The organism is Selenomonas sp. ND2010, from assembly GCF_000702005.1.
GTDB lineage: Bacteria > Bacillota > Negativicutes > Selenomonadales > Selenomonadaceae > Selenomonas_A.
Map to the genome: position 1 here is coordinate 1 of NZ_JNKI01000028.1, position 21,618 is coordinate 21,618.

Sequence of the window (21,618 nt, forward strand, 5' to 3'; positions counted from 1 at the left end):
AGCGCGTTTTGCAACTTTTTCGATGCTTAATTAAGGATAAAAATTTCGTTTAGGAAAACATCTCCCCGCGTAGTGTTGGCACTGCCCCTAGCGGCGGCGAAAAGCTGCTTCGAATGAGATTTTTGTAACCTGCAAACTGTAATTTGCAAAAATTCCTGCTGCCTTGAAGTGGGCAGCAGGAATTTTTGCTATCAGACCAATATTTATTTTTCAATAACGTTTTCGTTTCACCGAAGATGGATACCCCAACTGTTCCCGGTATTTCATAACCGTTCGCCGGGATATATCCATTTTGCGTGCCTTCAAAAGCTCACAGAGTTTCTGGTCGCTAAGTGGCTTGTGCGGGTCCTCTCCCTTAATTAAATCTTCAATCACTTCTTTAGCCTGTGCAGCAGCAAAATCCTCCTCACTGCTGTTTTTCGCCAAGTTTGCCGTAAAGAATTTCCGCAACGCCATAACTCCCTGTGGGAACTGGGCATATTTATTCGCCACCGCCCGGCTCACCGTGGATTCATGAACGCCAATTGCATCGGCTACATCCTTCATTGTCATGGGGTGCAGTCTCTTTATTCCCTGGGTTAAGAAATCCGGCTGTCGTTTCAGGATTTCCTCCACCACCTGGCGTATAGTCGTACGCCGCTGTTCTATACTGTTAATCAGCCACGCAGCCGCATTCAGGCGCTGGGTAATGTATTTCTTAGTCTCGGCATCAAAGGACTCAGCATGTTGATAAGCCGCCGAGATTCGAAGCTGCGGGATGTAATTATCGTTAAGCGTAATACGATAAGTACCATCCACCTCCTGCACGAGTACATCCGGTGTGATAAACGCTGCCTTCTCCCCGCCATAAGCGGCCCCTGGCTTGGGATCCAACCGACGAACAATATCTACTGCTGCCTGTACATCCTGTGGACGGCATTGCTCTGCCGCCGCGATTTTCTTGATTTGTGAATCCGCTACCTCATCCAGGTAATGGTCAATGATTGACGCCACTAATCCCTGATAAATTCCCTGTCTCTTTGCCTGTATCCGCAGGCATTCCGGCAAATCACGTGCGGCAACACCGGCAGGCTCAAATTCTTGAATCTGTAACAGCACCGCTTCGACAGCCGCTATTTCGGCCGCCATTGCCCGAGCTATTTCTGCCAAAGGAAGCGTCAAATATCCGTTATTATCTAACGAACCGACGATAAAGACAGCGATTGCCCGTTCGTTTGACTGGGTGAAGACAAATTTTACCTGATCGAGGAGTTCTTCTTCTAAGGTCAAGGATACAGGCTCGGCCACCTCCAAGGGCGACTCCGCATCATCCCCATAATACCCGGAAAAGCTGCTATCCTCTCCTAGGTAGTCGGTCAATCGCGACATATGTTCTGCTTGAAGCAAATTCCCTTCTGCAGGCGCAGCATCCCCATAGTCTATTTCCAAGGCAGGGTTTTCCAAATATTCTTTTTCAATCTCCGACCGAAGATCCTGCGCGGAAAGCTGCAAAATCCGGATAGCTTGTTGCAATTTGACGGTCATCGCCAAATGCTGCGAAAGATTGAGATTCAGTGATTGTTCTGCTTGCATGGGGAACTCCTTCGATGGTAAAAATCCTGCCCCGAAGTTTTCGTAGCTTACTTCTGGGACATTGCCGCTGCGATAGCAGCACCGAGGCCTGAACCGCCGTTTTCAAGGACCGTATCGATTTCGGCAGCATCCTCGCCGAGCAGCTCAGAAAGCGCCCGCATGATATTTTCTTTTGCCAGCGGCATTTTTTCATAAACGGAACCGTCGATAGCAATATGCTGTTTCTGCGGCTTATCCTTGCCAGCCAGCTGCCAGATGATACCAACATACGATGCCGTAACCAGACGTGCTGAACGAACGACCAGCGCTGAAGCTAGTTCCTGAACCAGCTTACAGTCAGCCGAATCCAGCGTTTTGCCAGTCTTCTTGGCTACGATTTCTGTCACCTTTTCACGAGCCGCGCTCTCATCCACAATGATATTACTCATATCGATGCTGGTGAACGCATAATCTTTGCCTGCCTCATTTAGCAGCTCCGAAAGTGCCATGCCAAAAAGCTCGCCCATATAACGCCCCGAAACCATCTTTTCCAGACGCTGTTCGCCAGGTTTCTCCGAAGCCTTATCAAAGGCGATATCGAAACGATTCGGGATCAGCTTCATAAAGCCACCGGATTCCAGGTTCAAAATCATCGGGGCCTCGGCACTATCCGCATAAGGCTCCAAATAGCAAGTATTGTGTCCCGTTGCATAAATCGAACCGATATAAACGCCTGGCTGCTTATAGGCTGCCGCCAGTAAAACAGCCACCGTATCGTTGATGACAGCCGTCGGCTGAACGTTATCAATTCCCTGGCGATGCAGTGCTTCCTTCAAGAGATCGTTGACCACTTCTCCTTCAACGCCTGCCGTAGCGAATTCCTTTGTCCAAATGATCAACTTGGCATTGTAAAGATTGGTCTGCTCCGAGGGGAACGAGAACGTGTGACCAAGCAGGTATTTCGTCTCATGATCGCCTTCCACAGCCTCATCCACGAGTTCTGCAATGAAGTCAAACATCTGCTCGGCCGTAGAACCAGCACCGACAAAATCATAGACGCCCTCTACACGCAACGGCTTTGCCACTTTTTTGACGATTTCAAACTTGCCCTCGCCTTCTAGACGAATGCGCAAAACACGTACATTAGTACCACCAAAATCCAGTGCCAAATACTCACCAGTCTCTTTTCCTGTTGGAAGCCCTACATAAGACTTGAGCATGCGCAGCGAAGATTCCTTGGGGTCTTCTAATCCCTTGACCAGATCATACCGGAAGTCCGCTGCAATTTCATGCAGCTGCTCCCCACTTACCGTAAACTCCTGGATGATGTCGTCAAACTGATTCTTGTCGAATGCCATGATTACTGTCTCCTTTACCTCTTAAATTTATTAGTCATTGCTGATTTTCAGCAATTTCCTCCAAATATGCCCAGCGTTCCATGAGGTGTTCCAGTTCCGCCTGCAAGCGGCTTTCCTCTTTGCTGAGTTCATTCAGCTTGCCATAATTGGCTGCATTCTGCTCCATTTGAAGCTGTACAACCTTGAGCTCGCCTTCTTTGCTGGCAATTATGCTTTCAATTTCTGCATATTCTTTCTGCTCTTTAAAAGATAGTTTCTGTTTCGATTCCGTACGCGGAGCACGGGACGATACCTTCTCTTCCGCTTTGTTTTTTTTCTCTGCCTTTTTTTCTTCTGCCAAAATTTCCTGTTCCGCAACTTTTTCCTTATAGTAGGAATAGCCCCCGGAATACAGAGTCAAATTGCCATCCTCTTCATACACAAAGACTTTTTCCGCCAATCGATCAACAAAGAAACGGTCGTGCGATACGAAAACAATGGCACCGCGGAAGTCATCAATGAAATTCTCCAACACCGCCATAGTCTCAAGATCCAAATCATTCGTTGGCTCATCAAGCAGCAAGACATTGGGTTCTTCCATCAGAATCCGCAGGAGGTAGAGACGCCGCTTTTCACCGCCGGACAGACGAGAAATCGGCGTCCACTGCAAATTCCCAGGGAACATGAACCGCTCCATCAACTGGGATGCCGACACGCGCGTGCCATCCGCCAGCGTGATATAATGGGCCGCTTCCTGAATATACTCAATCGCCCGCAGCCGCTCGTCCATTTCCTCGTTGCGCTGGGCAAAGTAGCCAATCTTAACCGTCTGTCCGATAGTGACCGTACCACTTGTAGGCTGAAGCCGCCCCGAAAGGATATTGAGAAGCGTCGATTTACCGGTACCATTGCGTCCCAGGATTCCCACCCGATCGTTGCGAAGCAACGTGTAGGAGAAATCCTTGACAATGGTGCGTCCATCGACTTCGTAATGAACGTGGTCAAGCTCAATAACAGTTCGTCCCAGCCGGCTGCCAGCCAACCCGATTTCCACCGTCTCCCGGTCCAAATCAACCGTTTGATTTTTTACTTCTTCATAGCGTTCAATACGTGCCTTTTGCTTGGTCGAGCGCGCCTGCGCTCCCCGGCGAAGCCACTTTAACTCATTGCGCAGGAAATTCTGGCGCTTCTGCTCACTGGCTTGTTCCCGCTCTATACGGGCCGCCTTCTGTTCGAGGAAATCGGAATAATTGCCGCTGTAAGTATAGGCCTTGCCTTTATCCAACTCCAGGATTTTAGTCGAAGTATGGTCAAGGAAATAACGGTCATGCGTAACCATCAGCAATGCACCCTTGCGCCCCTTGAGGTATTCCTCCAGCCAGGCAATCGTCTCACTGTCCAAATGGTTGGTCGGCTCATCCAAGAGCAGCAAATCACAAGGCTGAATCAGCGCCGTCGCCAATGCCAGCCGCTTTTGTTGTCCTCCCGATAAAGTCCCAGCCTCAGCCGTATAATCCGTGATGCCCAGTTTATTGAGCACCATTTTGGCCGTACTTTCCAATTGCCAGCCATCCAACTCATCAATCTTGGCCGCATACTGCATGATCTGCTGTTGAACCCCTTTGTCCTCCGGATTCTTTGCGGATTGCGCCAATGCGAGCTCGTAGCCGCGCAAGGCCTGCATTAAAGGCGTCATTCCACGAAACACTTCCATCAGGACGGTATTTTTCGGTTCAAAGACTTTATCCTGGGCCAGATACTCCACCCGCAGGCCACGCATCGTAACCAAGGAACCGTCATCAACAGGAGTCAGTCCAGCAACAGCCTTGAGAAAGGTCGATTTTCCCGTACCGTTCACGCCGACAATACCGACCTTATCTCCCTCATCCATGCTGAAATTTACCCCTTCAAAGAGTTGCTTTTCCCCATAGCTCTTCGTGAAATTTTCTATCGTGATTATCATGCAATATACATCCTAACTTACAACATGCCCTTTTATTATAATCAATCAAAAGATAAAAACCTAGTACAAGAAATGTAACTTGTTACACCTATACGATTTCTTCATGTTCTTCGGTCAGTTCATTGGCAAGTTTGACCAATACCCGTGTAATGCGGGCTCCATCTACTTCCTCAACAAAGAGCAGATTACCGCCCGCAGCGGCCATCTGGCCTACCTGCGGCTCCCCGCCGATCTGATCATAGAGCCAACCGCCCACGCTGTCTACATCCTCATCTTCAATCTTAACTTCCAGAATATCTTCGAGTTCTTCCAACAGCATCTTGGCATCTACCGAGTAAACGCGATCGCCACGGCTCTCGGCAGTAGGCCGCTCCTCATCAAACTCATCCTGGATATCCCCTACGATTTCCTCAACGATATCCTCGATGGTCACCATACCGGCCGTACCACCGAATTCATCCACCACAATCGCCAGCTGCGAATGACTGCTTTGCATCGTTTTGAGCAAAACATTGACATCCATGCTTTCCGGCACCACCAAAGCCTTGCGCGAAAGCTTTCGAAGATTTGGTTTGCGTCCTTCTACCATCACGCGCATGAGATCTTTGACATGGAGGAATCCAATGATATGATCCTTATCTTCCCGGCATATCGGATACCGGGTAAGCTGTTCTTCCATGATGATATCCAAATTATCCTCAAAACTATCCTCGAGGTAAAGCACCACCATATCCGTACGCGGCGTCATAATTTCGCGCACATTGAGTTCCGTGAAATCAAAGACATTATCTACAAAATCAGCTTCTGTATCATCGATAAGGCCCTGCCGATGGCTTTCTTCCATCAACAGTCGTATTTCTTCTTCGGTATGAGCATTTTCACCTTCAGAGGCGGCTTCAAATCCCATCTGTTTCGTCACCCAATTGGCCACGTGATTCAGCAGCCAAACAAACGGATACATGATTTTATGAAAAATCAACATAGGAAGGGCTACGGACAGCATGATTTTCTCGACGCTCTGTATGGCCATTGTCTTTGGCGTGAGCTCTCCCATGATGATATGCCCGGCCGTGATAATAGAAAATGCCAGCACTAGGGAAATCGTATGCCCAATGCTCTCATCCATCCCCAAAAATCCTGTAACCGGCAGGATTATCGTGGCTACAGCCGGCTCACCGACCCAGCCTAATCCCAGCGATGCCAGCGTAATTCCCAGCTGAGTAACCGAAAGGGACGCGTCCAGATGGTCCGTCAAGCGCTTGGCATAAACTGCCCGCTTGCTTCCCTCCTGAATCAGCGTCTCAAGTCTAGACGGACGGATTTTTACGCAGGCAAATTCCGCTGCCACAAAAAATCCGTTCATAAAGATGAGAAAAGCAACCAGTACTAATTGTAATAGTATCGGCACAATATCCAAGGTATCGTTCCCTCCTGATTAGTTCGCACCAGGCTTCTTATGCGTGGCCTTTTTATCATACGCCTTATAAGGACGATTCTTCTTTTTCTTCTCGGCACGGGGTTTTGTTTCTCCCTTAGCCTTCTTGATGGGCTTAAACGTAATTCCCAACCGTTTTTCCAGCTGCTCCAATTTATAGGCCTCTTTGATATCTGCCAGCGTTATGACGGTTCCCTTTGCACCAGCGCGAGCAGTACGCCCAGCACGATGCTGATAAACCTGTGCATTCTCCGGCAAATCCAGGTTGAACACATAATCAACGCCTTCGATATCCAAACCACGAGCTGCCAAATCCGTAGAAAGCAACAATTGGATTTTTCCCTTTTTGAGATCCGCAATCGCCTTCTGACGGGCTTGTTTGTTCTGATGCCCCAACAACGAGGCTGCCCGAATGCCATCATACTGCAAATGAGCCAGCGTCTTTTCTGCATCAAATACGCGATTGATGAATACCAATCCGCGTTTAACCCCAAGATTCCGCGTCAATTTGCGGACATTTTCTATTTTATCACGAAACGGAGTCATGAGATAGTAATTTTCCCTTGCCTCCATAACCGCCGCATCTTCCTTAACGATAACATGCTCCGGACTTTCCAGGAAATCAGCCCGTTCCATAGCCTTTTTCGGAGCAGTCGCCGAAAACAAAATAACCTGACGATCCTCGGGTAAAAGTTTAACGGCATCCACCGTGTTGCCAAGATTCTGGTCATCGAGTAAGCGGTCAAACTCATCGAGCACCAAAAGTTTTACCTGGTGAAGTTTGAGCTTCCCCTTACGGGATAATTCGATAATACGACCAGCTGAGCCTACAATGAGCTGAGGTTTTTCCTTGAGCTTATCCATCTGGCGGGCGATGTTTGCCCCGCCAATAATCCCCTGCACCTTGAGGCCAAGTCCTGCCTGCTGGTTAAACTCCCGGGCTACATTAGCAATTTGCATGGCCAACTCGTAAGTCGGGGCTAAAATCAGCACCTGTACCTGACGTATCGCCGGATCGATCTGTTGCATTGCCGGCAGCAGATAGGCCAAAGTCTTTCCCGTTCCCGTAGGAGCCTGCCCGACAAGATTTTGACCGGCTAACACTTTGCCCATCGTCTTTTCCTGTATCGCTGTCGGTTTATTTATCCCCTGTTTTGCCAACGCTTCACAAAGCGCCTTCGTTATTCCTAAATCCGCAAAAGTTGTCATGTTCTCTCCTCATTTATTACGTCAGCAGCGGTTTATCATGGCTGTCATCAAAAGTTGCCGTACAGCGCGGATAGTTGCTGCACCCCCAAAAAGCTCCGTTCTTGCCGCGAATCCGCCTAAGATGGCCCTCCCGACAGCGCGGGCAGAGGTATTTTTCCTTATCCGCCTGTTTTTGTCCCGCTCCTTCATTCTCTTTCATATGTTCCATAGGACTTGCCGAATATTTCGGTTTATTCTTCCAATCCTGCCACCCACTTCTCCTGGGGGTAGCAGCTTGGTAACTTTGCATATCCGCAGCCAGCTGCGCTTCATAATCAGCCGGCGAAAACAAGCTGTTGAGCTCATCCATATCCTGACTGGATGGTGCACGGTATTCCTGTGCTGCGTACGACCTCCCGGACTGCGACGCATACATTCCATTTGAACGCGCCCCCGCTGGATAATTTCCTGTCGCCCGCGCCTGGCGTGCAAGTGCCGACGCCGAAATTGTCGTTGGTGCCATCCGCTGCGAGCTGCGATTAAGCCGCATCTTAGCATCTTCCATATCGGGCTTGCCCTCTTTGTCATTACAGGTCAACCGACATTTCGGGTAGTTGGAACACCCCCAAAAAATACCATTTTTTCCCTTGCGCTGCAAAAGGACGCCCTGATGGCACGCCGGACAGACATTTTCTCCCGTAACTTCCATCTTCACAGCTCCCGCCTTCGCACAGAGCCGTGTCGTAAATTCAATCTGTCCCTTTAGGAACTCCTCCAATGAACCATCGCCTTCCGACATGGAATGGAGCTTATCCTCCCAAATTGCTGTAGAATCCGGGTAGGTCATCTCATCTGGCAGTGCATCCACTAACAAATAAGCCGCCGGGGTCGGACTTAGATATTTTTTCTTTCCCTTCGCCGTCATGAACTTCCGCTTGATAAGATCATCGATGATCGTCGCACGGGTAGCCTCGGTACCGATGCCATAAACATCCTTTAATTGTTTTTTGGCTTCTGGATTCTTAACGTATTTATGGATTTCCTTCATACCAGCCAACAGGGTAGATGGGGTAAACCGCACGGGCGGTTTCGTTGCCCGTTGGGTAATATCTCCCGCCGACCACTTCACGCCATCCTTCTTTTTCATTGTCGGCAGCGTCTTGCTCTCCTCTTCCTCTTCTTTGTTGTCCTCCTCCTCTTCGGTCTTTTTCCTTTTGGACTGATACATGATTTTCCAGCCCAAATCGCGTTCCGTGCGGCCGCTTGCCGTAAACAGTTCCTCTTTATAGGTAACTTCCACCTTCGTCTGATCATATACGTGAACGGGATAGAACTGTGCAATATAGCCTCGGGCAATCAGATGGTAAAGATTTCGCTCTTCTTCTGTCATCGTCATGACATTGGCCTTTACCGTCGTCGGTATGATCGCATGATGAGCCGAAATCTTTTTGTCATTCCAAGCGCGGCTCTTCGTCTTAACATTGGCCTTGGGTGCCCATTCCGCTACCTCGGCATCGCCAGCTTCCGCCAAATTGCGAAGAATGGTCCCTGCATCACCAAATTGATTGGTCGGCAGATACTCACAATCCGAACGCGGATAGGTCGTAAGCTTTTTCTCGTAAAGCTTCTGCGCCGTGTCCAATACCAATTGCGGTGCATAGCCATACATCTTACCAGCCAGCACCTGCAAGGTCGACAAGGAAAAGGGCAATGGCTGCGATTCCTGTTTCTTGGTTTTCTGATAGGCCGATATTACCCCATCGAGTGGTTCCTGCGCAAAAGCTGCCAATTTTTCCTCAGCGATCTGTTTATCGACCAGCCGATTTTCACTGTCCAGGCCAGCCATCGTATCCTGAGGTTTCCACTGCGCCTGAAAACTCCCATTCTCATGGATAAACGTTCCCTTGATGGTATAATAATCCACCGGCTTGAAATTCTCAATCTCGCGTTCACGGCGCACCACCAGCGAAAGCGTCGGCGTCTTAACCCGCCCAATGGGAAGCACCAACTTATCATGGCCGGCCCGCCGAGCAGCCAAGGTATAGGCTCGGGAAAGATTCATACCAATCAACCAATCGGCTCTTGCTCTCGCCAGCGCCGATTTTTTCAGATTGACGAAATCCTTATTTTCCCGCAGACTGCTATTGGCCTTTTTGATACTTTTCTCATCGAGGGCATTCAAAAGAATCCGTTTTACCGGCTTAGTGGTGCCAATATAGTCGAGCACCTCGTCCACGAGCAGCTGTCCCTCACGGTCCGGGTCACCGCCATGAACGATTTCATCTGCCTTTTCTATCAGCGATTTGACAATGGCAAACTGCTTTTCGCAATCGTTTGCCACGAATAATTTCCACTTCTCCGGGATTATCGGCAAATCTTCAGCGCGCCAGCGTTTAAAGCGCGGATCGTATTCATCCGGTTCTGCCTGACGAAGGATATGGCCAAACAGCCAAGTCACAATCCCCTCCCCAGTCTCCAGATAGCCATCATGACGAATCACCGGACCAGCCAGGCACTTTGCCAGTTCACGTCCGACACTCGGTTTCTCGGCAATATATAAACGCAATGTAACAGTCTCCTCTTCTAAGCCATTATCCCGCGATATAAACAAACAAGCGGTAGGCTCCATACACGAACAAGCCCACCCACAACAAAATAAATAGCGACGCGCCAATCATGAAAAGCGGCATATAGCGGGCAATCCGCTCCGCCTTCATCTCTGCCTCCCGGCGCACATGGGAGGGCAGCATATTCGTAAGGCCGCATATCGCCGTGGGAACGATAACCATATCATCTAATATTCCCGCCATAGGCACCGCATCGGGAATGATATCGACAGGACTCACCAAATAAACAACCGCCAGGGCCAACAGCCCCTTAATACGCCGCGGCGTATCCCGATGACGCAGCGCAGTCAGCAGTACAATCAGATCATAACGGAATAATTTCAAAAAACTCAGGAATCGGCGCATCTTCATCCTCCTCACAGCGGTTATTTCTTTTCTATATAATCTAGCCCCATTGTATCATTTATGCCTGCTGATGAAAAGAACCAATGGGGCCGCGGGCAAAAACGCCGTGAAGCAGTCTGATAAACAGACTGCCCCACGGCGTCTCGCCCACGAATTTTATATGGATACCGACGTCCGGATTTGCTGGCCATCCACAGCCTTCCATTCAGAACCATCCGTATATGTAATCGACTCAAGTTCTACCTCATATTTGCCAATATCCGCCTTAGGATGAACCCGCCAGCCTTTCCGCTCATCGGTATACTGCCCCGGCAGAATCTTATCATGGTATTCACACAACTCACTGGCCTCGCTGGAATATTCCCTATGCTCCGGTACGAGCTGACCGTTTCTATCGTACTTATAGATATTTACCCGGTAATTGGCAATAGTCCGCTGCGGGTCGGTATTCTTCAATTTCAGGCAAAGATACTTAAAATGTAAATCATCTTCCTCAAAGTTGAGCCCCTCAATGGCAACCTGCGGCGTATTTTCCGCTATTTTCTGCTGAAGGCTGGCGTCCTTGGGAATAGCAGCTAATTTAAGGCTGTCCAATACTTCCTGAGGCATTTCCTTCCCCTGCTTCGTACTGAAAGCAATCGCCCAAAGTTCCTTGTTATCCACCACGGCAATGTAAAGCGTACAATGATATTTTTCCGAACTCTCACTATAGTCAAAATCAATCTTTCTGGCAGCCCGACCATCCAGCGTTGTCTGTTCATTGGTCACATTTTCCACATTAAAATGCAAGGCTTTGAATCCTCTCACCGCATCTTCTACTTCGCTGTCTAGATTGATCCAATAATTCTTCGCCGGGTCATACCAGCCAACTTCTACCATTATTTTTGTATCTCCAGCCTTGCCTGACCAGGATTTGGTTTCCATATTATGAGCCCCCAAGATATCCGCACGGTCGTTTTCCTTTACCTTAGGGAACTTAAGCTGCATCGTCGAGTACTGCCCGGTCAAGGTGGTATCTTCCAGGGAAGTTGTTCCCATCCCCTCCAACGTCACCACACCGGCACATCCCGATAATATAACACACAAGCACAACATGGCCAATAAAACTATACTTCTTTTCTTTCTCATACTATATCATTCCTCCCTATCGTTACGCTTTACCGCAGCAAAACATTTTTATTGTAGTAGCTGTGTGTTACAGAACAATTACATCGAAATGAAAATCTACTGATAATCAAGTCGGCAGCTTAATGAGTATACAATTTTTTTATAAATATTGACTTTATTATGCTGTCTTGTTATAATTTATTTACAATTTTACAGTTAATAATTATTCTCTATAAACGGCAGGAGGAATACCGCTATGGCAAAAAAATCTTTCCCATTGAATAAAGAACAACTCCAAAAAATTGTCAAAAAATATCCAACGCCATTCCACATTTATGACGAACACGCCATCCGTGAAAATATCCGTGCGTTGCAAAAAGCCTTTGCCTGGGCCCCCTCCTTCCGCGAGCAGTTTGCGGTCAAAGCACTGCCCAATCCACGCATTGTACAGCTCCTGCATGAGGAAGGCGCTGGCACCGACTGCAGCAGCTTAGCTGAACTGCTGCTCTCCGATATTGCCGGCGTCAAAGGCGAAGAAATCCTCCTGACCTCAAACGATACCCCAGCAGATGAATTCCAAAAGGCCATCGAACTCGGTGCCATTATCAACCTCGATGATATTTCCCATATTGAATATCTGGAAAAAAACGCCGGCCTGCCAAACATCATCTGCTTCCGCTACAATCCAGGCGACCTTATCGAAGGCAACGACATCATCGGCAAACCGACGGAAGCCAAATACGGCCTGACCCGCGAACAGCTCTTCGAAGCCTATAAAATCGCCAAAGAAAAAGGCATAAAGCGCTTTGGACTTCATACCATGGTGGCTTCCAATGAGCGCCGCACCGAAGCCTTCTTGTTCACTGCCAAATTGATGTTTTCCCTGGCCGTCGAACTCAAAGAAAAATTGGACATCGAAGTGGAATTTGTCAATCTGGGCGGTGGCTTCGGCATCCCCTATCTGCCGGATCAGGAACCACTGAATCTCATGGAAATCGGCGAAGGCATCCATAAGCTTTACAACGAGATGATGGTTCCCGCCGGCCTCACCAAAACCGGCATCATGACGGAAAGCGGCCGCGCTATGACCGGTCCTGCCGGCTGGCTTGTCTCCACCGTTCTTCATGAAAAAAAGACCTACAAGGACTACATCGGTCTCGACTCCTGCATGGCCAACCTCATGCGCCCAGCTCTCTACGGTGCCTACCATCACATCACAATTTCCGGCAAAGAAAACGAACCCTGCGATCACCTCTACGACATCACCGGTTCCCTCTGTGAAAACAACGACAAATTCGCCATCGACCGGAAGCTTCCGAAAATCGACATCGGCGATTTGATCATCATCCACGATACAGGCGCTCACGGCAGTGCCATGGGCTTCAATTACAACGGCAAACTCTGGTGTGCTGAGCTGCTGCTCCGGGAAGACGGCAGCATCGAACTAATCCGGCGCGCTCAAACCATCGACGACTATTTTGCCACCCTCAGATACCCGGGTTCCCTGGTAAAATAAGCAGCCCTCAATCGCATCGCAGCAAAACAGCCCCAAGGCATAGCCTTGGGGCTGTTTTGCTATAGGGGGTGTTTCCACACATGCAAAATAATATTACAGTCCAGCCTTCTCGCGGATATATTTGCGGGCTTTCTGGGCATATTCCAACGGATTGGCTTTAGCAGGGTCTTGCTCCGCTTCAACTATGTACCAGCCATCAAAATCACTCTTATTCACATAATCGAAAATCGGCGCAAAATCCACATCCCCATCCCCGGGAACCGTAAACATCCCTGCCCGTACACCATCCAGGAAGCTCATCTTCTCATCAATCACCCGCTGGCGCACATCCAGTCGCACATCTTTTAAATGAATATGGCGGATACGGGACATATACTTCTTCAAGATTCCCAAATAGTCCTCACCCGAGCAGACTAAGTGTCCGGTATCATAGAGCAGCCAAACATAATCCGGATTGGTGTTTTCCATCAATCGGTCAATTTCGGCCTCAGTCTGAACACCTGTCCCCATATGATGATGATAGGTCATCGTCATCCCCATATCCTTGGCTACTTTTCCCAGCTTATCCAGACCTTCCGTCAGAAGTTTCCACTGCTCTGCCGTATTTTCCGGTTTGCCTTCAAAGACAGGCACATCCAATTTTCCTTGAACACTATTGCCCTGCTCGGCTACATTGCAGAATCTGGCTCCCATGGTTTTCAAGAAGGAACAATGGGTAATAAAATCTTTTTCCACCTGCTCGTATAGCTGCGTCAGCAGGAAAACGGAAGTGAATCCCATGCTTAGCGCCAGACGTACTGTTTCCAAGGTACGCCCGTGATCCAAATGAACCGCTGTAGGCATGGTGCATTTTCTAGCAGCAGCTATCATCACAGGCCCTAAAAGTTCTAATGGCGAATAACGCAACCGCCCCTCGGCAATCTGCAAAATAAGCGGTGCGTTTAGCTCTTCTGCAGCCTTAATGGCTCCCATCGTCATTTCCATATCGGAAACATTAAAGGCTCCTATCGCAAAGCCGTCATCCGATTGGGCAAGTAATTCCTTCATATTTACCAGTGGCATAATCCCTGCCTCCTCTCAACGGGAAGCCGCGTTCAGCCCCCCTGCTTGCTATTAGAATAATTTCTTGTAGATTTCAACGATCTCATCTTTACGGGGAACCCTCATCGTATTCTGGGGACTGCCACTCTCCAAAGCATCCGCTGCCATCTTGTCGAGTTTGGCAAAGAAGTCCTCCTTCTTTACCCCGAGCTCAGCAAGTGTGGGAATACCAACCGCTTGACAGAAACGGGTAACTTCTTTAACAAAAGCTTTAGCAGCTTCCTTAGCAGGCGTATCCTCCTCCGCCACTCCCATAATCCGGGCAATATCGGCAAAGCGCTCTGTATTTTCCTCAATGGCAAACTCCATACAAGCCGGTAATAAAATAGCATTGGATACCCCATGAGCAATATGGAAAAGCGCACCAATCGGACGGCTCATCCCGTGAACAATCGTCACAGAAGCATTATTGAACGCAATCCCTGCTTCCAGTGCAGCTAAGCTCATAGCGAGACGAGCTTTTACATTTTTACCATCCGCATAACATAGTGGAAGGTTTTGGTAAATCTTAGCAATAGCCGAAAGGGCAAACGTATCTGTCAACGGTTGAGCCTTACGGGAAGTGTACGCCTCAATGGCATGACACAGCGCATCAATTCCCGTTGCCGCCGTAACCTTTGGCGGAGCTGTCATCGTAAACGTGGGATCGACAACCGCCAGTGCAGGAATAATGGATGGCCCCCCCAGCAGCATTTTTACGTTATTCTCGGTATCGGAAATAATGGTATTCTTCGTCACTTCACTTCCCGTACCGGCCGTCGTCGGAATTGCCACGAGGTAAGGAACCTTCATATCGATATTTCGATGCATGAATGCATTGATTTTTGTCCCGGCAGGAACCGTGGACATAAAACCGATGGCTTTTGCCGTATCCATCGGACTGCCACCACCCAGCGCAATGATAAAATCACATCCCTGCTGATTGTAAACCAAAAGGCCGGCCTCCACAATTTTATCCGTAGGTTCGCTATTGGCACCATCGAAAATCACATAGGAAAATCCCGCATGTTTCAATGCCGCTTCTACTTTGGCCACATTGCCAAACTTTACCATAAATTGGTCCGTTACAATCAGGGCTTTCTTCCCCTTCCCTTCAATGTGTTTTCCCAATTCAGCAATGACATTTTCACCAGAAATAATCTTAGCAGGAACCATAAACGTGTAACCCATGGCAACGCATCTCCTTCATTTACTATTTGTAAACATTTGGTAATTTCTTGGTAACTTTATGGTTATAATTTACACCGTCATAATCACTTTGTCAATATTATTTCAGCGAAAATTATCATTTTTCATCGTTATTTAGTCTATTTATTATAGAACAGCGTCAAAACAGGATATTTTTTAATCTCCCCTTGATATATAATTCGATTAGAAGTATAATATATCCATAAAATATGCCCAAAACTTCACAAACATATTAACATAACTGCAAGAGGTGGCTATCATGAAAATAGACCGCATACAACAAATCCATGAACTTTTGAAGCGCAACCACAGCGTCTCACTCAACGATCTCTGCGACAGCTTCGGAGTATCCAAAAACACGATCCGCCGGGATGTCGCAGAACTCGAAGCCAACGGTATCGTCAAAAAAGTTTATGGCGGCATCGTACTAGCCGATGAAGGAACCGGCGCGCCAGAACCATTCGCCTACCGCGAAGGACGAAATGTAGATGCCAAAAAACTGGTAGCACAAACCGCTGCCGCTCAAGTACAGGATGGTGATGTCATCTATATCGACTCCGGCACCACTACCATGCACATGATTCCCTATTTAACCAAACGGAGATATCTTACCATTGTCACTGCCAGCGTCCATGTCATCAACGCGGCAGGCAGCTATCCAGGACTCAACATCATCGCTACGGGCGGCGCCCTCTACATGCCCTCCAATGCTTTTGTCGGTCCCAGTGTCCTCGCAGCCCTGCAAAACTACAATCTGTCAAAGATTTTTTTAGCCAGCACAGGCATCTCCATCGCCCACGGCGCCACCAACGCCTCACCGCTTGAATGTGAAATCAAACGTAGTCTGGCACAAAAAAATGCCGAAACCTTCCTGCTCGTAGACAGCAGCAAATTCGACAAAGCCTCCCTCATGACTTACTGTCAACTCGCAGACCTCAATGCAATCATCACGGAAAAAGAACCTGACGAAGAATATTTGAACTACTTCGAGAAACATAACATCAAACTGATCCTACCGTAAACAAAGGCTGTTGCACGCTAGCGTGCAACAGCCTTTTGCATGAATGCCTTAATTAATTTATTTCGTCCGCAGCTAAACAAACGCGGTTGCGGCCACTGGTCTTGGCTTGATACAGTGCCTTATCGACGCGCTTGAAGAAAGCGTCTGGCGTATCCTTTGCCCCCTGCCAGATTGCCACGCCAATGCTGCATGTGATCCGATGTCCGGAAAACTCCGCCTGCTCTACTTTCTGGCGAATGGTTTCCGCCAATTCCAGCACCTTGTCGCTCCTGCCTTCATCGGCAACAATCATGAATTCCTCGCCGCCCCAGCGGACACAGGACTTGTGATTATCCAGCTGCTCCCGGATGACCTTGGAAAAACCGATCAGGACTTCATCGCCCACCTCATGGCCATACGTATCATTCACTTGCTTGAAATAATCGATATCCAACATCAAAAGCGCCAGGCCGCTGCCCGCGAGCTGCGTTCTGGCAATACCATTTGCCAGCAGGATGTTCAACTTGTTGCGGTTGAAACAGCCTGTCAATCGGTCTGTATCCGACCTCAGCATAGCTAATTTCGCCTGTTGTTCCAGTCCGACATTCCGCACGGCCATCTTCTCTCCCTGACGAAGCTGCTCCCGTATGATTTCAATCACGAAAACCATGAATCCATACACCGCCAGCGGCGTCACAAAGGTTATCCAAGGAAATAAATGGAAATGACCGCTCAGGCCGTCAAACACACCAAACACCGTAAACGCAAACGTCGGAACGAAAACAGCCCGGCAAAGCCTGTCCCCTCGTCTGGCTGCCCGGCTTAACCAAAACATGGCAATCGTATCCCCTATCCCAACCATGGGATAGTAAAGCACCATCAGTTCATTCATCGCATGCCCACCTGATAACTCCCCAATCAATGCCAGGACAAACAACATGCCATTTGCGGTTACAACCCACCCCATATGGGCATAGGGCTTATCCCGTAGCAATTCCCAAAGGATAAGATTGGCCGAAAGCGGCAGTAAATATGCCAGGATATGCAGCGAATACCACCAGAATACCGAATTATCCCACAGCAGGATTTTCAGATAGGAAGCACTGAAAAGCCACAAGGAAAAAACGACCATGAAAAAGACAATAAAGCCATAGAGCCGCGATAATCCACGAGGATAAAAATACTGATTGATCAACATGATGACAATGATGATCAACGACACAGGCAGCGCCAGTACAACCGGAATGTCAAAATAGTAAAGACGTTTCACCTGCTCAATCTCAGAATCCAAATAAAACATCTTCAGCAATCCATGATTACGATAAGAATTCCCATAGAGCTCTATCAAAAGCTGTCCCGTTCCCTGGAAATCAGGCAGACGGACCGTATGCAGGACTGCTCCCTCGTCAAAGCCATTTGCCGAAAACGTCCCTTTTTCATAAAACAACCTGCCATCAAACCAAAGTCTCACCGCTTGATTATTCGTCATGAACAGCAGGATATTCTGGTCAGGGCAAGCATCGGAAAACCGCGTCGTTAGCCAAACGATCTGCTTTTCCTTGCCGATTCCGGGCTGCCCCAGGGATTTAAGCGGCTGCCAATCATCGTTTGCCGGAGCTGTCGCATCCCCACTGCTTTCCTGATAGAACCAGCTTTCCGTCTGTACTGCCGCCTGAACCGGCGTCCCCCAGCCAATAAGCAGCAACAATACCAGCAACAGGCCGTTCTTTTTTACTTGTTCTGTGAGCACCCCGCGGATAAAATTCCTGTTCATCATAGCATTCACTTCATCTCATTCCTGCATCACGCAATTTCTGCCTTCATGTTTTGCCCGGTACAAGGCCTCATCCATACGGCGGAACAACGCAATATCACTATCATCCGCGCCATGCCAATACGCAATCCCGATACTGACCGTAATCTGCTGTTCCGGCAGGATTTCTGCTGACTCCACCGTACGGCGAATTCTCTCCGCCAGTGTCCAGCCCCCTTCTACTGCATCATGCGGGCAATACACGACAAATTCCTCACCACCCCAGCGAAAGAACCAATGCTTTTTATCCAACTGTTCCCGAACCAGCGCCGCAAACTTTTGCAGCACCTTGTCTCCTGCATCATGTCCCCAGGTATCATTGATTTTCTTGAAGTGGTCGATATCCAGCATCAACATGGAAAAATTCCCCTCGCGTTGCTGCATAAGCCGGTCAAATGCCGCCCGATTGCGGCAGCCCGTCAGTGCATCCATCTCCGAGCGTTCGACTGCCAGCGCTATTTCATACTCCAGCTTGTTGGCCTGCTCCTGCATCCGCCGTTCACACAGCAATTGTTCCCGCATCATGCAAACAACAAACATGGACAAAAAATAAACACAAAACGGCACCAGATTTGTCTTCCATGGCATGATTTGCCAAAATTGATTCAGGCCGTCGAATACGCCTGCGAAGCAAAATCCAATCAACGGCACCACTGCAAAGCGCGAATAGACATTTTGATATTTGCGCATCGAACACAGAAGACACCAAAAAGTATAAAACTGGCACGGTATGATAACCGAAATAAAAAACGGATAGTATCCATAAAAAACGCCGGAACACCCCAAAAACTCAGCAGTCAAAATAAGAACTGCCAATACACCATAGATTCCTATGACCGCGCCAATCTTCCGTCTGAATTCTGCCTCCACGATCTGATAGATAAGGAACGATCCTGCTACTGGCAGGAAGGAAAGAATCCCCTGCGACAGCACCCACCACAGGGCCGGCCAATCCAAAAACAATTGTACCGTGTAAGAAACGCTGACACTGAGCACTCCCAGTAGAAAAAGGATCAACAACAGCGTAAGATCCAGCGATTTCCACGATACCTGATGAAAATAATACATGAGGATAATCAACGCCAGCAGCAAATCCCCGGGAAGCGATAAGACATAGGGAAGATCATACAGAAAAATCTTTTCTGCCTGTACACGGGCTGTATCCAAGCTGGGAACCGAAGGAGTTCCCTGTTCCATGCGATTTTTCCCCTGGATTTCCACCCTCAGTTGTTCCGGCTGCGTGATGGGCGGGAGTTTTATCAAATGCCAGTGCCGCCCATAGGATGGCAGCCATTCTTCTTTCGGACAATCATACGCATAGACCAACTGATCTCCCAGCGTGACACGAACGCTTTTCCCACTGGTCTCAAAAAACAACGTATCGTTTTCCGGCGCATCCGGCAAGAGTATATCTGAAAAACTTGCTCCTGATTCCACGTCACAATAATGCCAATTGTCCTGTAATACTGCCGCCTCGCTTCCTCCCGGCAGGAACCCTGCAGACAAAAAAAGGACCAGGAAGGCTACTATCCGCGTGCATACACGTTTCATCCCTAATAACCTCCTGCTCCTATCAATGCAATGTACAAAAATCACTTTCCATACATTAGCCGATAAGCTGAATTTTGTCAAGAAAATATGACTATTACTCCGACGATAGTCCTATATTTTCGGATACTTGACAAACCCGATTGCGCCCCTTTCTTTTGGCGGTATAAAGTGCCTGATCCACGCGTTTCAGTAGAGCCGGCACCGTATCACGTCCCCCTTGCCAAGAGGTTACCCCGACACTGCAGGTGATTCTCTGCTGCGGGAAAATAGCCGAGTGCGCCACCTGACGCCGCAGCCTCTCTGCTATCAGCAGTGCTTCCTCTCCCGAGCAACCGCAGCACACCAGGATGAACTCCTCGCCGCCCCAGCGCACAAACACATCGGATTTCTTGATATTATCGCGAATCAAGCCCGCAAAAGATGCCAAAACCTCATCCCCCGCATCATGCCCATACGTATCATTGATACGCTTAAAAAAATCAATATCCAACATGATGAGAGAAAAAGCCTCGGCTTCCTCCCGATGCCGGCGGGCTTGTTCCGCTAATACCGCCTCCAAGCGGTTACGGTTGTAACAGTGGGTAAGCCGATCCGTTTCCGAACGCTCCACGGCTTCTGCCATCGCATCAGCCAAACCAGCCGCCCGCACAGCCAAAGACCGTTCTCTCCGAATCTGCTGTCGTACAATATAAAGCAAAAAAATCCCAATCGTGAAAGTACCATACGGCAGCAGCGAACCGCTTTCCGGCAGCCAATAAAAATGACCAAAAAAGCCATCCAGTGTCCCCGCGACAAGCATCACCACCAGAGGAAGCAACATAGCCCGGCAGTAATAGTTCCCACGGATTGCCGAACGAATCGTCCAATAGGCTACGCAACCATCCAAAACCGGCAGCATGATATAAAAAACAGACGCACCGGCATCCAAGCCATGGAAACCAAAGATTTCCGCCAGGACTACCAACAGGAACAAGGCCGTAAACGCCAATACGACCTTCCAGGTTCGCCGGCGGTACTTCCGATCGATAACCCGGTATATGATCAGATTCGCCAGGATTGGCAGCAAATAAGCATTGATGCGCAGTAAGAACCACCAAAAAACCGGCGCATCCAAAAGAAGTTGTTTCGTATTCAGCACGCACATCATCCAAATGTCAAAGGAAATCATGAACAGGATGATCTGGGTATACAGCGATTTGGGCGCTGTCGGACTCATATAATACATCAACATGATGCAAATCATGAATAGCCCCAACGGGATATTCGCGATATAGGGAATATCCCGCCGCAGGATTGACGCCATCTGCATCACGCTGGAGTCCAGCTGGATATAGCTAAAGTTTCCCAGGCAAAACGGATTATCCGAATGCGTGCGTATCAAAAGTTTCTTCCCCTCATAGTCCTTCGGCAGCATTATCAGATGCCATCGCTGCCCATACGACATCCCCCTCGACTGCATATCACCATAACTGTATATTTTCTGATCATCGAGCCAAAGCTCAAAACTCTGATCGGTTACATTGAATAATAACGTTGCATCATGGATTGGCTCCGCCGGCATGGTTGTCATCAGCCATACATACTGCGTATTTTTTGCCACGGGCGGCTGCCCCGGTACCCGAAAAGGTTTCCAATCTCCTTTGCCGGCTACCGCTTCCTGTACTACCCTTTCCTCCGGCACATCCTCTGTATGAACCGGGTCCTCCTGCCAGTACCACTGCCCATCCATTTTCATCGCCTGACAGTACGGCGACAAGACAAACAGGCAAAGCAGCAGCATCCCCACGAAACCTGCTTTGCCCAACCAGTTTATTCGTTTTCTATCCCCACATATATCCGCCTTAGCCACTTCGATTCCCTTCTGTAAAAAAGCCCCACTGTTGCCAGTGGGACTTC

General features: G+C 48.7%; 15 protein-coding genes. 2 read left to right on the forward strand and 13 right to left on the reverse strand.

Features of this window, described 5'->3' with window-relative positions; genetic code table 11:
- Positions 1-210: 210 nt before the first annotated feature.
- From rpoN to T504_RS0110025, 8 genes are all read right to left on the reverse strand, one after another.
- The gene (rpoN, locus tag T504_RS0109990) at positions 211-1,572 is read right to left on the reverse strand and encodes an RNA polymerase factor sigma-54 (RefSeq protein ID WP_033170942.1); all 1,362 of its coding nucleotides are present in this window, start codon (positions 1,570-1,572) and stop codon (positions 211-213) included.
- A gap of 47 nt (positions 1,573-1,619) precedes the next feature.
- A complete protein-coding gene (locus T504_RS0109995) occupies positions 1,620-2,909 on the reverse strand; it encodes a hexokinase family protein (protein ID WP_033170943.1) in 1,290 nt (429 codons plus the stop codon).
- Positions 2,910-2,943: 34 nt separating this feature from the next.
- Positions 2,944-4,851, reverse strand: a complete 1,908-nt coding sequence (locus T504_RS0110000) for an ABC-F family ATP-binding cassette domain-containing protein (RefSeq protein WP_033170944.1) — start codon at positions 4,849-4,851, stop codon at positions 2,944-2,946.
- A gap of 88 nt (positions 4,852-4,939) precedes the next feature.
- Positions 4,940-6,268 (reverse strand): hemolysin family protein, encoded by a 1,329-nt coding sequence (locus T504_RS0110005; RefSeq protein ID WP_033170945.1) that lies wholly within the window; start codon positions 6,266-6,268, stop codon positions 4,940-4,942.
- Positions 6,269-6,286: 18 nt separating this feature from the next.
- The gene (locus T504_RS0110010; protein ID WP_051635323.1) at positions 6,287-7,495 is read right to left on the reverse strand and encodes a DEAD/DEAH box helicase; all 1,209 of its coding nucleotides are present in this window, start codon (positions 7,493-7,495) and stop codon (positions 6,287-6,289) included.
- 16 nt (positions 7,496-7,511) lie between these two features.
- The gene (locus T504_RS0110015; RefSeq protein ID WP_033170946.1) at positions 7,512-10,040 is read right to left on the reverse strand and encodes a DNA topoisomerase III; all 2,529 of its coding nucleotides are present in this window, start codon (positions 10,038-10,040) and stop codon (positions 7,512-7,514) included.
- A gap of 25 nt (positions 10,041-10,065) precedes the next feature.
- The gene (locus tag T504_RS0110020; protein WP_033170947.1) at positions 10,066-10,446 is read right to left on the reverse strand and encodes a YkvA family protein; all 381 of its coding nucleotides are present in this window, start codon (positions 10,444-10,446) and stop codon (positions 10,066-10,068) included.
- A 156-nt stretch (positions 10,447-10,602) separates the two neighbouring features.
- Positions 10,603-11,502 carry a DUF5780 domain-containing protein gene (locus tag T504_RS0110025; protein ID WP_156033520.1) on the reverse strand — a complete coding sequence of 300 codons (900 nt, stop codon included), beginning with the start codon at positions 11,500-11,502 and terminating at the stop codon, positions 10,603-10,605.
- A 307-nt stretch (positions 11,503-11,809) separates the two neighbouring features.
- Between T504_RS0110025 and T504_RS0110030 the strand changes: the two genes are divergently transcribed.
- Positions 11,810-13,069, forward strand: coding sequence for a diaminopimelate decarboxylase family protein (locus T504_RS0110030; protein WP_033170949.1), 1,260 nt, complete (start codon positions 11,810-11,812; stop codon positions 13,067-13,069).
- A 93-nt stretch (positions 13,070-13,162) separates the two neighbouring features.
- Here T504_RS0110030 and iolE read toward each other — a convergent pair whose 3' ends face one another.
- Together iolE and T504_RS0110040 are read right to left on the reverse strand one after the other, a co-directional pair.
- Positions 13,163-14,131: a myo-inosose-2 dehydratase gene (gene iolE / locus T504_RS0110035; RefSeq protein ID WP_197018705.1), complete on the reverse strand. Its 969-nt coding sequence runs from the start codon at positions 14,129-14,131 to the stop codon at positions 13,163-13,165.
- A 51-nt stretch (positions 14,132-14,182) separates the two neighbouring features.
- Positions 14,183-15,340: an iron-containing alcohol dehydrogenase gene (locus T504_RS0110040; RefSeq protein ID WP_033170950.1), complete on the reverse strand. Its 1,158-nt coding sequence runs from the start codon at positions 15,338-15,340 to the stop codon at positions 14,183-14,185.
- A gap of 277 nt (positions 15,341-15,617) precedes the next feature.
- Here T504_RS0110040 and T504_RS0110045 point away from each other — a divergent pair, with 277 nt between their 5' ends.
- Positions 15,618-16,379 carry a DeoR/GlpR family DNA-binding transcription regulator gene (locus T504_RS0110045; RefSeq protein WP_033170951.1) on the forward strand — a complete coding sequence of 254 codons (762 nt, stop codon included), beginning with the start codon at positions 15,618-15,620 and terminating at the stop codon, positions 16,377-16,379.
- A gap of 52 nt (positions 16,380-16,431) precedes the next feature.
- Here the strand turns inward: T504_RS0110045 and T504_RS0110050 are convergent, their stop codons facing one another.
- From T504_RS0110050 to T504_RS0110060, 3 genes are all read right to left on the reverse strand, one after another.
- Positions 16,432-18,135: a GGDEF domain-containing protein gene (locus tag T504_RS0110050; protein ID WP_033170952.1), complete on the reverse strand. Its 1,704-nt coding sequence runs from the start codon at positions 18,133-18,135 to the stop codon at positions 16,432-16,434.
- A gap of 15 nt (positions 18,136-18,150) precedes the next feature.
- Entirely contained in the window at positions 18,151-19,722 is a 1,572-nt protein-coding gene (locus T504_RS0110055) for a GGDEF domain-containing protein (RefSeq protein WP_033170953.1), read from the reverse strand.
- Positions 19,723-19,816: 94 nt separating this feature from the next.
- Positions 19,817-21,571, reverse strand: a complete 1,755-nt coding sequence (locus tag T504_RS0110060) for a GGDEF domain-containing protein (RefSeq protein WP_156033521.1) — start codon at positions 21,569-21,571, stop codon at positions 19,817-19,819.
- Positions 21,572-21,618: the final 47 nt, after the last annotated feature.